Source organism: Kluyvera genomosp. 3, assembly GCF_011765685.1.
Classification (GTDB): Bacteria; Pseudomonadota; Gammaproteobacteria; order Enterobacterales; family Enterobacteriaceae; genus Kluyvera; species Kluyvera georgiana_A.
On the sequence record NZ_CP050321.1, the window covers coordinates 1,048,025 to 1,061,550 of the forward strand.

The window sequence follows — 13,526 nt, forward strand, 5'->3', positions numbered from 1 at the left end:
GATGGCGCAATTCTACTCTGCAAAACGGCGCGTGACGACGCGCCAGATCATAACCGTGACAGTCAGCAGTCTTGATCCCTTCGGGCAAGGTGTGGCGCGCCACAACGGTAAAGCATTATTCATCAATGGGTTATTGCCGGAAGAGCGCGCGGAAATTACCCTGACGGAAGACAAAAAACAGTATGCACGTGGCCAGGTAAAACGCCGTCTGAGCGACAGCCCGGAGCGCGTTGAACCGCGCTGCCCGCACTTTGGCGTTTGCGGTGGCTGCCAGCAGCAGCATGCGTCGGTTGCACTACAACAGCGCAGCAAACGTGCGGCGCTGAATCGTTTAATGAATCGCGAAGTTGAGGAGGTTATCGCCGGGGAAGCCTGGGGATACCGCCGCCGCGCGCGCTTAAGCTTGAATTATCAGCCAAAAACCCAACGCTTGCAGATGGGTTTTCGCAAGGCCAACTCGAACGATATCATCGATGTGGTGCAATGCCCTGTTTTAGTGCCCAATCTTGAGGCGTTGCTACCCGCTGTGCGTGAATGCCTGAGCAGCCTGCAAGGCCTGCGTCATTTGGGGCATGTGGAGCTGGTCAGCGCCGATAACGGGCCGCTGATGGTGCTACGCCATACGGCGGCGCTTAACGGCGAAGATAAAGAAAAACTGGAACGCTTTTCGCATTCTTCCGGCGTGGCGCTGTATCTGGCACCGGAAAGCGAGATACTTGAACGCGTTACCGGTGATGCTCCCTGGTATTCCTCAGACGGGCTACGCTTAACCTTCAGCCCGCGCGATTTTATTCAGGTAAACGACGGCGTAAATCAGCAGATGGTGGCGACGGCGCTGGCATGGCTGGACGTGCAGCCTACTGACCGGGTGCTGGATCTATTCTGCGGAATGGGCAACTTTACGCTACCGCTGGCCAAACGCGCGGCCAGCGTGGTTGGCGTTGAAGGCGTACCTGCGCTGGTAGCGAAAGGGCGCGAGAATGCCGAACTCAACCACCTGCAAAATGTCACCTTCTTCCACGAGAATCTGGAAGATGATGTAACACTTCAGGCATGGGCGAAACACGGTTTTGACAAAGTTTTACTCGATCCTGCTCGTGCTGGCGCACCGGGCGTGATGCAGCATGTTATAAAATTAGCGCCGACGCGGGTGGTGTATGTCTCCTGCAATCCGGCGACGCTGGCGCGCGATAGCGAGGCGTTGCTGAATGCGGGTTACCAAATTCAGCGTCTGGCAATGCTGGATATGTTCCCGCACACTGGGCACCAGGAATCTATGGTGCTGTTTGAGCGTAGGTAATAACGGTGGCTTGTCGACTTCGACAGGCCGGTCCCTGAAAGGAGAGGACAATGGTTGCGGTAAGAAGTGCACATCTCAATAAAGCTGGTGAGTTTGACCCACAGAAATGGATCGCAAGTCTGGGAATTTCCAGCCAGCAGTCGTGTGAACGCTTAGCCGAGACCTGGGATTACTGTCGCCGCCAAACCGTTGGGCGTGATGACGCCGAGCTGATGCTGTGGCGCGGGGTTGAGATGGTTGAAATCCTCTCGACGCTGAGTATGGATAACGACACGCTACGCGCGGCGCTGTTGTTCCCGTTAGTCGACGCTAACGTGGTCAGCGAAGAGGTGCTCAGCGAGAGCGCCGGGCAGTCGGTAGTGACGCTGATTCACGGCGTGCGCGACATGGCGGCCATCCGCCAACTGAAGGCCACCCATACTGACGCGGTCTCCTCCGAACAGGTAGACAACGTCCGTCGCATGCTGCTGGCGATGGTCGACGATTTCCGCTGCGTGGTCATCAAGCTCGCCGAGCGTATTGCCCACCTGCGTGAGGTGAAGGATGCGCCGGAAGATGAGCGCGTGCTGGCGGCGAAAGAGTGTACCAACATCTACGCGCCGCTCGCGAACCGTCTCGGCATTGGCCAGCTCAAATGGGAGCTGGAAGATTACTGCTTCCGCTACCTGCACCCGGCGGAATACAAACGTATTGCCAAACTGCTGCACGAGCGTCGTATTGACCGTGAGCATTACATCAATGACTTCGTCGGCCACCTGCGCAGTGAAATGAAAACCGAAGGGGTAAAAGCCGAGGTTTACGGCCGTCCGAAGCATATCTACAGCATCTGGCGCAAAATGCAGAAAAAACATCTCGCGTTCGATGAGTTGTTTGACGTGCGTGCGGTGCGTATCGTCGCCGAGCGCCTGCAGGATTGCTATGCCGCGCTGGGGATAGTACACACTCACTATCGCCACCTGCCGGATGAGTTCGACGACTACGTCGCCAACCCGAAACCGAACGGCTATCAGTCCATCCATACCGTGGTGCTGGGGCCTGGCGGCAAAACGGTTGAGATCCAGATTCGTACTAAACAGATGCACGAAGATGCCGAGCTGGGCGTCGCCGCGCACTGGAAGTACAAAGAAGGTACCGCCAGCGGCGCGCGCTCCGGCCACGAAGATCGTATCGCCTGGCTGCGTAAGCTGATTGCGTGGCAGGAAGAGATGGCCGATTCGGGCGAAATGCTCGACGAAGTGCGCAGCCAGGTCTTTGATGACCGCGTCTACGTGTTTACGCCGAAAGGCGACGTGGTGGATCTGCCGGCTGGCTCCACGCCGCTGGACTTTGCCTACCACATTCACAGCGATGTCGGACACCGCTGCATCGGCGCGAAGATCGGCGGGCGCATCGTGCCGTTCACCTATCAACTGCAGATGGGCGACCAGATTGAAATCATCACCCAGAAGCAGCCGAACCCAAGCCGCGACTGGCTGAACCCGAACCTGGGCTATGTGACAACCAGCCGCGGGCGTTCGAAAATCCACGCCTGGTTCCGTAAACAGGATAAAGACAAGAACGTGCTGGCCGGGCGGCAGATCCTCGACGACGAGCTGGAACATCTGGGCATCAGCCTTAAAGAAGCCGAAAAGCACCTGCTGCCGCGCTACAACTTTAACGACGTGGAAGAGCTGCTGGCGGCGATTGGCGGCGGTGATATTCGCCTCAATCAGATGGTGAATTTCCTGCAGGCGCAGTTCAATAAACCGAGCGCCGCTGAACAGGATGCCGCCGCGCTTAAACAGCTGCAGCAGAAATCTTACACGCCGCAAAACCGCAGCAAAGACAACGGTCGCGTGGTGGTTGAAGGTGTTGGCAACCTGATGCACCACATTGCCCGTTGCTGCCAGCCGATTCCTGGCGATGAAATTGTCGGTTTCATTACTCAGGGGCGCGGCATTTCGGTGCACCGTGCGGACTGTGAACAGTTGGCGGAGCTGCAATCGCACGCGCCGGAACGTATCGTTGATGCGGTGTGGGGCGAAAGCTACTCGGCGGGTTACTCGCTGGTGGTGCGCGTGCAGGCTAACGACCGCAGCGGCCTGCTGCGCGATATCACCACCATTCTCGCCAACGAAAAGGTCAACGTTCTGGGCGTAGCCAGCCGCAGCGATACCAAGCAGCAGATGGCGACCATCGACATGACCATTGAAATCTACAACCTGCAGGTGCTGGGCCGTGTGCTTGGCAAGCTGAACCAGGTGCCGGACGTGATCGACGCGCGTCGACTGCACGGCGGTTAATTTCCCCTTACCCTCTCCCTGTTGGGAGAGGGTAACGCTCTATTTTTGCAAGGAAACACCATGACTCAAATCGACCGACTGCTCGGTATTATGCAGCGCCTGCGTGACCCGGAAAACGGCTGCCCGTGGGATAAAGAGCAGACGTTCAGCTCCATCGCCCCCTACACGCTGGAAGAAACCTACGAAGTACTCGATGCCATCGCTCGCGAAGATTTTGACGACCTGCGCGGTGAACTTGGCGACCTGCTGTTCCAGGTGGTGTTCTACGCCCAGATGGCTCAGGAAGAAGGGCGCTTTGATTTCAACGACATTTGCGCCGCCATCAGCGACAAGCTGGAACGTCGCCACCCGCACATCTTCGGCGATGCAAATGCCGGCAATAGTCAGGAAGTGCTGGCCCGCTGGGAGCAGATCAAAACCGCCGAACGCGCTGAAAAAGCGCAGCACTCCGCGCTGGATGACATTCCGCGCGCTTTCCCGGCGCTGATGCGGGCACACAAAATCCAGAAACGCTGTTCGGCGGTGGGTTTTGACTGGACGACGCTGGGCCCGGTGCTGGATAAAGTGTACGAAGAAATTGATGAAGTCATGGACGAAGCCAGGCAGGCGGTTGTCGATGAAGCTAGACTGGAAGAGGAAATGGGCGACCTGCTGTTCGCCACCGTCAATCTTTCACGTCATTTAGGCGTCAAAGCCGAGACCGCGCTGCAAAAAGCGAATGAAAAATTTGAGCGTCGTTTCCGCGAGGTTGAGCGAATTGTCGCTGAGCGAGGCCTGGAAATGACCGGCGTAGACCTGGATTTGATGGAAGAAGTTTGGCAACAGGTAAAACAGCAGGAACATGATCTCTAAAGAATTTTTGCGGGAAAGGGCGAAAAGTGCGAAATCTTAAATGACAAGCGCTTGATTTGCGTCAAAAACATTTACCCAAAAGGGGCTATTTTCTCACTCCCCATGTTTGTTTCTGCGGCGATTGAGGAGCGAGAATGAAAGTTTGTGGCGCTCGCCATGTTCGGGTATACTACTTTCCCGTCTTGGTTATTCCATCGTTTCACCCTAACTTCTCAGGTTCAGCATGACAACGAACTATATTTTTGTGACCGGCGGGGTCGTATCCTCTCTGGGTAAAGGCATTGCCGCAGCCTCCCTGGCAGCCATTCTTGAAGCCCGTGGCCTTAACGTCACCATGATGAAACTGGATCCGTATATCAACGTCGATCCTGGTACCATGAGCCCGATCCAACACGGGGAAGTGTTCGTTACCGAAGACGGCGCTGAAACCGACCTGGACCTGGGTCACTACGAGCGTTTCATCCGCACCAAAATGACTCGCCGTAACAACTTCACTACTGGCCGTATTTACTCAGACGTCCTGCGCAAAGAGCGCCGTGGCGACTATCTGGGCGCGACCGTACAGGTTATCCCGCATATCACTAACGCGATCAAAGAGCGCGTGCTTGCCGGTGGCGAAGGCCATGATGTGGTGCTGGTTGAAATCGGCGGCACCGTCGGCGATATCGAATCTCTGCCGTTCCTGGAAGCGATTCGTCAATTAGCGGTGGATATCGGTCGTGAGAACGCGCTGTTCATGCACCTGACGCTGGTGCCTTATATGGCAGCTGCCGGTGAAGTGAAAACCAAACCGACTCAGCACTCCGTTAAAGAACTGCTGTCCATCGGTATTCAGCCAGATATCCTGGTCTGCCGCTCCGATCGCGCGATTCCGGCAAATGAACGTGCAAAAATTGCATTGTTCTGTAATGTGCCAGAAAAAGCGGTTATTTCGATGAAAGATGTCGATTCCATTTATAAAATTCCAGGCCTGTTGAAATCTCAGGGGCTGGACGATTATATTTGTAAACGATTCAGCTTGAACTGCCCGGAAGCGAATCTGTCCGAATGGGAACAGGTTATTTACGAAGAAGCGAACCCGGCAGGCGAAGTGACCATTGGTATGGTCGGCAAGTACATTGAACTGCCGGACGCCTACAAATCGGTTATTGAAGCGCTGAAACACGGTGGCCTGAAAAACCGCGTCAGCGTCAACATCAAGCTGATTGATTCGCAGGATGTAGAAACGCGCGGCGTCGAAATTCTGAAAGATTTAGATGCTATCCTGATCCCTGGCGGCTTCGGCTACCGTGGTGTAGAAGGTAAGATCGCTACCGCACGCTACGCGCGTGAAAATAATATTCCTTATCTGGGCATTTGCCTGGGTATGCAGGTTGCGCTGATCGAATTCGCGCGCAACGTTGCGGGGATGGACAACGCCAACTCTACGGAATTTGTGCCAGACTGTAAGTACCCGGTTGTGGCGCTCATTACTGAATGGCGTGATGAAGAAGGCAATGTCGAAGTTCGTACTGAAAAGAGCGACCTCGGCGGCACCATGCGCCTTGGCGCGCAGCAGTGCCAGCTTAGCGATGACAGCCTGGTTCGTCAGATGTACGGCGCGCCAACAATCGTTGAACGTCACCGTCACCGCTATGAAGTCAACAACATGTTGTTGAAACAGATTGAAGCTGCAGGTCTGCGCGTTGCGGGCCGTTCCGGTGATGATCAGTTGGTCGAGATCATCGAAGTTCCGAATCACCCGTGGTTCGTTGCTTGTCAGTTCCATCCGGAGTTTACTTCTACGCCGCGTGATGGGCACCCGCTGTTTGCTGGCTTTGTGAAAGCCGCTGGCGAGTACCAGAAGCGTCAAGCGAAGTAAAAAAAGTTAGAACGGCAGCGCCCCACGAGGGGCGTTGTTTGTCTGGAGTTTTAGTTTAACTTGTACTGAGGAAAACCTAATGTCCAAAATCGTTAAAATCATCGGTCGTGAAATCATCGACTCCCGTGGTAACCCGACTGTTGAAGCTGAAGTACACCTGGAAGGTGGTTTCGTCGGTATGGCAGCTGCCCCGTCAGGTGCTTCTACTGGTTCCCGCGAAGCGCTGGAACTGCGCGATGGCGACAAATCCCGTTTCATGGGTAAAGGCGTACTGAAAGCTGTTGCCGCTGTTAACGGCCCGATTGCTCAGGCTCTGCTGGGTAAAGATGCTAAAGATCAGGCTGGCATCGACAAGATCATGATCGATCTGGACGGTACTGAGAACAAATCCAACTTCGGCGCGAACGCAATCCTGGCTGTTTCCCTGGCGAACGCCAAAGCAGCTGCTGCCGCTAAAGGCCTGCCGCTGTACGCTCACATCGCTGAACTGAACGGCACTCCGGGCAAATACTCCATGCCGGTTCCGATGATGAACATCATCAACGGCGGTGAGCACGCTGACAACAACGTCGACATTCAGGAATTCATGATTCAGCCGGTTGGCGCGAAATCCCTGAAAGAAGCCGTACGTATGGGTTCTGAAGTGTTCCACAACCTGGCTAAAGTTCTGAAAGCTAAAGGTATGAACACTGCAGTTGGTGACGAAGGCGGCTACGCGCCGAACCTGGGTTCCAACGCTGAAGCACTGGCTGTTATCGCTGAAGCTGTTAAAGCTGCTGGCTACGAGCTGGGCACCGACATCACTCTGGCGATGGACTGTGCAGCTTCTGAATTCTACAAAGACGGTAAATACGTTCTGGCTGGCGAAGGCAACAAAGCGTTCACCTCTGAAGAATTCACTCACTTCCTGGAAGACCTGACCAAACAGTACCCGATCGTTTCCATCGAAGATGGTCTGGACGAGTCTGACTGGACTGGTTTCGCATACCAGACTAAAGTTCTGGGCGACAAAATCCAGCTGGTTGGTGACGATCTGTTCGTAACCAACACCAAGATCCTGAAAGAAGGTATCGAGAAAGGCATCGTTAACTCCATCCTGATCAAATTCAACCAGATCGGTTCCCTGACCGAAACTCTGGCTGCGATCAAAATGGCGAAAGACGCTGGCTACACCGCTGTCATCTCTCACCGTTCTGGCGAAACTGAAGACGCTACCATCGCTGACCTGGCTGTTGGTACCGCTGCTGGCCAGATCAAAACTGGTTCTATGAGCCGTTCTGACCGCGTTGCTAAGTACAACCAGCTGATTCGTATCGAAGAAGCGCTGGGTGCACAGGCTCCGTACAACGGTCGTAAAGAGATCAAAGGTCAGGCGTAATCCTGTCTTTATCTGATATAAAAATGCCAGCCTTTGGGCTGGCATTTTTTTTACTTAAAATCGACCGCCATCTGCTGCGGAATCGAGAGTCCACGCGTGGTTTGTACGCAGCGATCAATATAGTCGGTAAAGCGCGGTGGTTTTGGCATGCCGATACTGAGCAACTTGTCGTTGCTAAAGCGCACGTTCAGCGTGGCGAAAGCGCCATACAGCCGCATCGCTTTCAACATTAGCCGCTCGTTGCACGGGCCGAAAATACCTTTCAGTTCGCGCCGCATTTGCACCAGTGCTTCATAGCTGACTTGCGCATAGCGGTCGCCAACCGGTGCCTGCTCCAGGGCTTGCGCCATCGCATAATCAATATCGGCAAAGCGAACGCTATTCTCTTCTCCCGCCGAGATATGTATCACTTCCCCTTGTACCAGCGGCGCATCCAGCAGCAGAAGCAGCGCGTTGGCACAGTAATCCACCGGTACCACATCAATTCTGTCTTCCATCGAGCACAGGAATTTTTGCAGCATCAGCCCCATGCTGAAGACCCAGAAAATGCTGCTGGACGGCTGGCAGCCGTGGCGAGTATGGCCGACAACGATCGAAGGACGGGCGATAATCAGGGGCAGCGTTGGAAGCTGCTGTTGCATCAGCTGTTCGATGGTCGATTTGGAATGCGTGTACTCTACCAGGTGTTCGGCCCGCTCGCGGAACTCTGCGCTTTCAGCGACCAGAGAGTCCGGCTCTGGCGAGCAGGACATTGCCGTGCCGACGTGTAGAAAGCGCTGTAAGCCTTCCACTTTTGCCATACGGCGAGCAAACTGTAGCGTACCTTCTACGTTCACCTTCCAGATCAGCGGGTTGTTGCCAAAGGAAGCCACCGCGGCGCAGTTCAGCACGTGGGTTACCTTGTCCAGACGCGCATCATCGAGAAAACTCTCCGGGTAGGCTAAGTCACCCAGCAGGATATGGCGTGGGGCGATCTTCGCCAGCTTCTCTTCATCGATATTGAATTTACGTAAGTTCTCCTTAACCCTTGCGACAGCGGCTTCACCGTTATCTGCACGGACTAACAGCAGTAAATTAACGTCGCTGTGGGTATTGAGAATGGCTTCCAGCGCCGCGCCGCCAAGAAAACCGGTAACGCCCGTGATTAATAATGTATTCATGAATACTGTCTCGTCATGGTTGATTTGCGGATTCTAGGATCGGAAAAGTAAACGGCGCTTAAATAAAGAATGGGGTAATAAAGGGAGAGCTTAAGCTTATTTTAAGCTTAAGTACTGGCGCGGATTGAATTTGACATCTTGATATTTAAAAAGATTCAATAAATTTTATTTTCAATTATAACTTTTTGCTTATTAATGGTTTTATAAAATTAATAGTTGTATCTTAACTGTAAAAATAAACATTTTTTGTTACACCATAAATGCCATTCTAAAAGAAGAAAAACAATCCGTAGCGGGCTTGGCTACGGATTGTTTAGAAAAATTTTTTTTGGGAAATATTTAGATAATCAAATCGAGCAATAATACAATTAACAGACCGACAACGGAGTTAGTTAATTCTAAAAGTCCCCAGGTTTTGAAGGTGTCTTTAATCGACAGGCCAAAATACTCTTTGAATAACCAGAATGCGGCATCATTGACGTGGGTTAGCGTGTTGCTTCCCGAGGCGGTCGCCAGCACCATCAACGCCGGATCAACATTAAAAGTCGTAATCATTGGCCCCACAATCCCCGCCGCGGTAATCGCTGAGACGGTACCTGCACCGGTAGCCAGTCGCAGCAGCACAGTGATAAACCACGCCATAATCAACGGCGAGACGGAAGAGGTACGCATCATATCGGCGATGTAATCACCCACGCCGGTATCCATAATGATCTGCTTAAAGGCGCCACCTGCACCGATGATAAAGACGACCAGCGCCACTTTCTCAATGGCGGTGGAGTAAGAGCTCATCACCTCGGTCATCGATTTACCGCGCGCGGTACCGAATGCATACAGCGCGACCAGTACGGCAATCAGCATGCTGACCTGCGCGCTACCGATAAAGTTAAGGAACGAGATAACGCTGGCCCCTGCCGGGATAAACAGCTTAATCACGGTCACGCCGGTGATGATGATTGCCGGAATGAGCGGCACCAGCAGGCTGGTGGCGAACGACGGCATTTCGTCATCGCGAAAAACCTTCTGTGATTCCAGCAGCTGTGGAATTGGGCGCTCCAGATTGCCCAGCAGTTTTGGCAGCAGAATGCCCGAGCAGATGACCGTTGGAATAGCGACGATAACGCCGTAGATGTAGACCATCCCCATATCGGCATGGAAAGCGGCAACCAGCGCCGTTGGACCTGGCTGCGGCGGAAACAGGCTATGCGCGGTTGTCGCGGCGGCGACCATCGTGATGCCGAGTTTCAGGAACGGAATTTTGGCTTCGCGAGCAATACTGATCACCAGCGGCGCGAGGATCAGGAAAGCAACCTCGTAAAACATCGCCAGGCCGAATATCAGGCCAATGACCATGATTGCCCACTGCACCTTTTTTGGCCCGAAGCTTTGCAGCAAAGTCGAGGAGACACGCTGGGCCGCGCCGGAATCGACCATCAGCTTGCCGAGGATCGCACCGAACAGAATGATTAACGCCAGATGCCCCAGCGTGCTGCCCACGCCCGTTTCAATCGATTTCCCGATAGCCTCCAGCGGCAATCCTTCACAGACGCCAACAAAAATCGCCGCCAGCAGCAGCGCCAGCATCCCGTTGATCTTAAATTTCATATTGAGAATAAGTAGCAGTACAACGCCCAGGGCGACCCAGATCACCGGCAGGGCTTCAGCAAACGCGTTCATCCTTTTTCCTTGTCAAAATTTATAATTGGTATGATATGTAGCCGGTTTTGGATATTACTCACGAAAATGTGTCATACCAATTTGAATCACGCAGCAACATGTTAAACAGTGAAAGAGGGCGAATAACGATGTAATGAAAATGTTAATTTTCATCAAAAGGATTGGATACATCACAGAAAAGCCCCGTTAAGTGCGTCGGCAAAAAAGCAACGTGCGGTTGCGCAAGAAGTGCGAGGGATCGCTGGCGCGAAATATGCAATAATGACGGTTTACCACTACTGAAGAGCCGATGATGCAGTACCCGATTAACGAGATGTTTCAGACCCTGCAGGGTGAAGGTTATTTTACTGGCGTCCCCGCCATCTTTATTCGTTTACAGGGATGCCCGGTAGGCTGTGCCTGGTGTGACACCAAACATACCTGGGATAAGCTCGAGGATCGGGAAGTGTCTCTGTTCAGTATCCTGGCGAAAACCAAAGAGAGCGATAAGTGGGGGGCGGCAAGCAGCGACGATCTGCTGGCGATTATTGGCCGTCAGGGCTGGACCGCGCGTCACGTGGTGATTACCGGCGGTGAGCCGTGCATCCACGACTTAACTCCGCTTACCGCGCTGCTTGAGCAGAATGGCTTTAGCTGCCAGATTGAAACCAGCGGTACCCATGAAGTGCGCTGCACGCCGAACACCTGGGTGACCGTGTCGCCGAAGGTGAACATGCGCGGCGGCTACGATGTGCTGTCGCAGGCGCTGGAACGGGCCGATGAAATCAAGCATCCGGTAGGCCGCGTGCGCGATATTGAAGCGCTGGACGAACTGCTAGAGACGCTCTCTGACGAGAAGCCGCGGATTATTGCCTTGCAGCCGATTAGCCAGAAAGACGATGCTACCCGTCTGTGCATTGAAACCTGTATCGCGCGCAACTGGCGTCTCTCGATGCAGACGCACAAGTATCTGAATATTGCCTGATGATATTTGCCGCCCGGAGGAGGCGCATCGCGTCTCCTCCGGAAACATCCCGGCATCGCTTCGCTCAGCCGGGGGCGTTAAGCTTTACTTCGCCGCGTCGTTCATAACTTTCGAGAAGGTGTCCATCGGGCAGAAACCGTTCGCATCAACCGGGCAGCCTTTTAGCGACAGCGTGACGCGCTGCGGCGGTGTTTTCAGGGTTAATGCATCCGCGTTACGCAACTGCTCGGCGCTCTGATAAACATACTCAATCTTCATCAAATCCCGATTTGCTTGCGTATCATGCCAGCGCTGGAACACAATTTTCCCGCCGATTGGCGTGCGTTCGTACTGACCCGGCAACGTGTAGGCGTTGAAATCCAGCGCCGTCAGCAGCGAAGCAATGTTCGAGTCATGACCCACCAGAACCGTGATTTTCGGCGTTTTCGCCGCTTCGGTTACCAGCGCATTATCGATATATTTCACCAGCGGTTTTGCTACGTTGCGCGCGACTTCTGGCGAGGTGAACAGGCTGTCCTGATAGCCGTTTTTAAGTTTTGACAGCAGACGCCACTGCTGATCGGTTTTAATTTCCCCCCAGGCCACCTGGTCAAGCGGGAACCCTTCGTAATATTGCAGCGTGAACGCATCGACCAGCGAGTTACCGATTGCCAGCGGCCCCTTAACACCCGGCTCCTTCTGGTAGTTGGCGCTAAAGCTGTCTTTGGCATCGCTCAGCGAACACTGTTGCTGCTCTTTGCAGGAAGGAGAATCCTGATAACGGGCAATCTGCGCCAGCAGCTTATAGCTCTCGTCGAGCTGTTGAGCCTGCCGCGCTTTCTCCATCGCCTGTACTGCCTTCTCACGGAATGAGGCAGAGTCGTCGGTGATCACCGGGTTAAAGGTTGGGTCCATGGTGCCCATTTTTTCCTGGTGGTGGACGACAACGTCGCAGCCGGGGAAGGCGCCATTAATAAAGAACTGGGCGGTGGCAACGGTGCGTTGCAGGCTGTTGGCATAGGCGTATACCGTGTCCGGCGCCGGGCATTCCCCGCTGGTGACCATTCCCTGCTGCGCCAGCCATTCACGCATATAGTGGCCCATATAGACTTCGAGCACGCCGCCTTTGGTGGTGAGCTGTCCGCCGGGAACGTCCCATTCCGGCCAGGCATTTGGCGTCGACTGTTCGAGCACGCTACCGTTAGTCGCCAGCGGCGCGCGCAGGTTGTGACGGCTCATCACCAGCACCTGCTGAAGCTGATAGCCTTCGGGTGGCGTTTGCGCCTGGCTTAATCCTGAGAACAATAACAGTGCCGGCATTGCAGCGGCGAGAAGCGTTTTTTTCATCCCTTATTCCTCACAATGTATTAACCAACCCAAAGAGTGTGACAGAACTTCGTCATATTTCCTGGGCGGATGCCGCATTCTGAAAGATTAGGGAAATGAATGTGATAGGAGACTACGGAAGGGGAACGGGGGAGACGCGAACCGACTCCCCGCTTGCCGACTGACTTACTCGCCGCGGTAGACGCAGCCTGCGGTACAGGTTTCTTTCACCATTACCGCGCTCAGCAGCGGCACAACCGGTTTAACCTGTTCCCAGATCCAGCGGGAAAGCACTTCGCTGGTCGGGTTTTCCAGACCCGGAATATCGTTCAGATAGTAGTGATCCAGACGATCGTAGGTCGGTTTGAACGCCGCTTTCAGTTCGGCAAAATCCATGATCCAACCGGTATGGGGATCAACTTCACCGGTAATCTCAAGACGCACCATAAACGAGTGGCCGTGCAGGCGACCGCACTTATGCCCTTCCGGCACATGTGGCAGATGATGGGCGGCTTCGAAGGTGAAATCTTTAAACAGTGTGGTGGACATCATGAACTCTCAGTCTTGCGGAAAAAAACGCCGCATAGTACCCGAATGCACATTTTTCTGCATTAACTAAAACCGCCAAATGGGCAAAGAGGACAATAATTGTGCACGATGATAATTATTATCCATTTATATCAATAGGTTATTTAACCTGTTTTATTGCTATTAACTACCAGGAAAAGAGGTTAGTCCATTTGGTTA

General features: G+C 53.8%; 10 protein-coding genes. 6 read left to right on the forward strand and 4 right to left on the reverse strand.

The window, feature by feature from the left end:
- Nucleotide 1 precedes the first annotated feature (1 nt).
- The 5 genes from rlmD to eno all read left to right on the forward strand — a co-directional run bounded on the left by rlmD (nt 2) and on the right by eno (nt 7,673).
- On the forward strand, nt 2–1,300 hold the full coding sequence (rlmD, locus tag GY169_RS04970; protein WP_167575130.1) for a 23S rRNA (uracil(1939)-C(5))-methyltransferase RlmD: 1,299 nt from the start codon (nt 2–4) through the stop codon (nt 1,298–1,300).
- A gap of 50 nt (nt 1,301–1,350) precedes the next feature.
- The gene (relA, locus tag GY169_RS04975; RefSeq protein ID WP_163446308.1) at nt 1,351–3,582 is read left to right on the forward strand and encodes a GTP diphosphokinase; all 2,232 of its coding nucleotides are present in this window, start codon (nt 1,351–1,353) and stop codon (nt 3,580–3,582) included.
- Between the two features lie 60 nt (nt 3,583–3,642).
- The gene (gene mazG, locus GY169_RS04980; protein ID WP_167575131.1) at nt 3,643–4,434 is read left to right on the forward strand and encodes a nucleoside triphosphate pyrophosphohydrolase; all 792 of its coding nucleotides are present in this window, start codon (nt 3,643–3,645) and stop codon (nt 4,432–4,434) included.
- Between the two features lie 223 nt (nt 4,435–4,657).
- Nucleotides 4,658–6,295, forward strand: coding sequence for a glutamine hydrolyzing CTP synthase (gene pyrG, locus GY169_RS04985; protein ID WP_064543087.1), 1,638 nt, complete (start codon nt 4,658–4,660; stop codon nt 6,293–6,295).
- 79 nt (nt 6,296–6,374) lie between these two features.
- Nucleotides 6,375–7,673, forward strand: a complete 1,299-nt coding sequence (gene eno, locus GY169_RS04990; protein WP_163446305.1) for a phosphopyruvate hydratase — start codon at nt 6,375–6,377, stop codon at nt 7,671–7,673.
- Nucleotides 7,674–7,723: 50 nt separating this feature from the next.
- On the opposite strand, the gene GY169_RS04995 is transcribed toward eno, so the two are convergent.
- Nucleotides 7,724–8,833 carry an SDR family oxidoreductase gene (locus GY169_RS04995; protein WP_167575132.1) on the reverse strand — a complete coding sequence of 370 codons (1,110 nt, stop codon included), beginning with the start codon at nt 8,831–8,833 and terminating at the stop codon, nt 7,724–7,726.
- A gap of 339 nt (nt 8,834–9,172) precedes the next feature.
- Nucleotides 9,173–10,510 carry a gluconate:H+ symporter gene (locus GY169_RS05000; RefSeq protein ID WP_167575133.1) on the reverse strand — a complete coding sequence of 446 codons (1,338 nt, stop codon included), beginning with the start codon at nt 10,508–10,510 and terminating at the stop codon, nt 9,173–9,175.
- Nucleotides 10,511–10,802: 292 nt separating this feature from the next.
- Here GY169_RS05000 and queE point away from each other — a divergent pair, with 292 nt between their 5' ends.
- On the forward strand, nt 10,803–11,474 hold the full coding sequence (gene queE / locus GY169_RS05005; RefSeq protein WP_163446354.1) for a 7-carboxy-7-deazaguanine synthase QueE: 672 nt from the start codon (nt 10,803–10,805) through the stop codon (nt 11,472–11,474).
- Nucleotides 11,475–11,558: 84 nt separating this feature from the next.
- On the opposite strand, the gene agp is transcribed toward queE, so the two are convergent.
- Together agp and queD are read right to left on the reverse strand one after the other, a co-directional pair.
- The gene (gene agp, locus GY169_RS05010; protein ID WP_167575134.1) at nt 11,559–12,800 is read right to left on the reverse strand and encodes a bifunctional glucose-1-phosphatase/inositol phosphatase; all 1,242 of its coding nucleotides are present in this window, start codon (nt 12,798–12,800) and stop codon (nt 11,559–11,561) included.
- A gap of 165 nt (nt 12,801–12,965) precedes the next feature.
- A complete protein-coding gene (gene queD / locus GY169_RS05015; protein ID WP_163446301.1) occupies nt 12,966–13,331 on the reverse strand; it encodes a 6-carboxytetrahydropterin synthase QueD in 366 nt (121 codons plus the stop codon).
- Nucleotides 13,332–13,526 lie beyond the last annotated feature (195 nt).

Excerpts from the sequence above, each read along its gene's own strand:
- rlmD (WP_167575130.1), top strand. The coding sequence starts at position 2 with ATGGCGCAATTCTACTCTGCAAAACGGCGCGTGACGACGCGCCAGATC.
- relA (WP_163446308.1), top strand. The coding sequence starts at position 1,351 with ATGGTTGCGGTAAGAAGTGCACATCTCAATAAAGCTGGTGAGTTTGAC.
- mazG (WP_167575131.1), top strand. The coding sequence starts at position 3,643 with ATGACTCAAATCGACCGACTGCTCGGTATTATGCAGCGCCTGCGTGAC.
- pyrG (WP_064543087.1), top strand. The coding sequence starts at position 4,658 with ATGACAACGAACTATATTTTTGTGACCGGCGGGGTCGTATCCTCTCTG.
- eno (WP_163446305.1), top strand. The coding sequence starts at position 6,375 with ATGTCCAAAATCGTTAAAATCATCGGTCGTGAAATCATCGACTCCCGT.
- GY169_RS04995 (WP_167575132.1), bottom strand. The coding sequence starts at position 8,833 with ATGAATACATTATTAATCACGGGCGTTACCGGTTTTCTTGGCGGCGCG.
- GY169_RS05000 (WP_167575133.1), bottom strand. The coding sequence starts at position 10,510 with ATGAACGCGTTTGCTGAAGCCCTGCCGGTGATCTGGGTCGCCCTGGGC.
- queE (WP_163446354.1), top strand. The coding sequence starts at position 10,803 with ATGCAGTACCCGATTAACGAGATGTTTCAGACCCTGCAGGGTGAAGGT.
- agp (WP_167575134.1), bottom strand. The coding sequence starts at position 12,800 with ATGAAAAAAACGCTTCTCGCCGCTGCAATGCCGGCACTGTTATTGTTC.
- queD (WP_163446301.1), bottom strand. The coding sequence starts at position 13,331 with ATGATGTCCACCACACTGTTTAAAGATTTCACCTTCGAAGCCGCCCAT.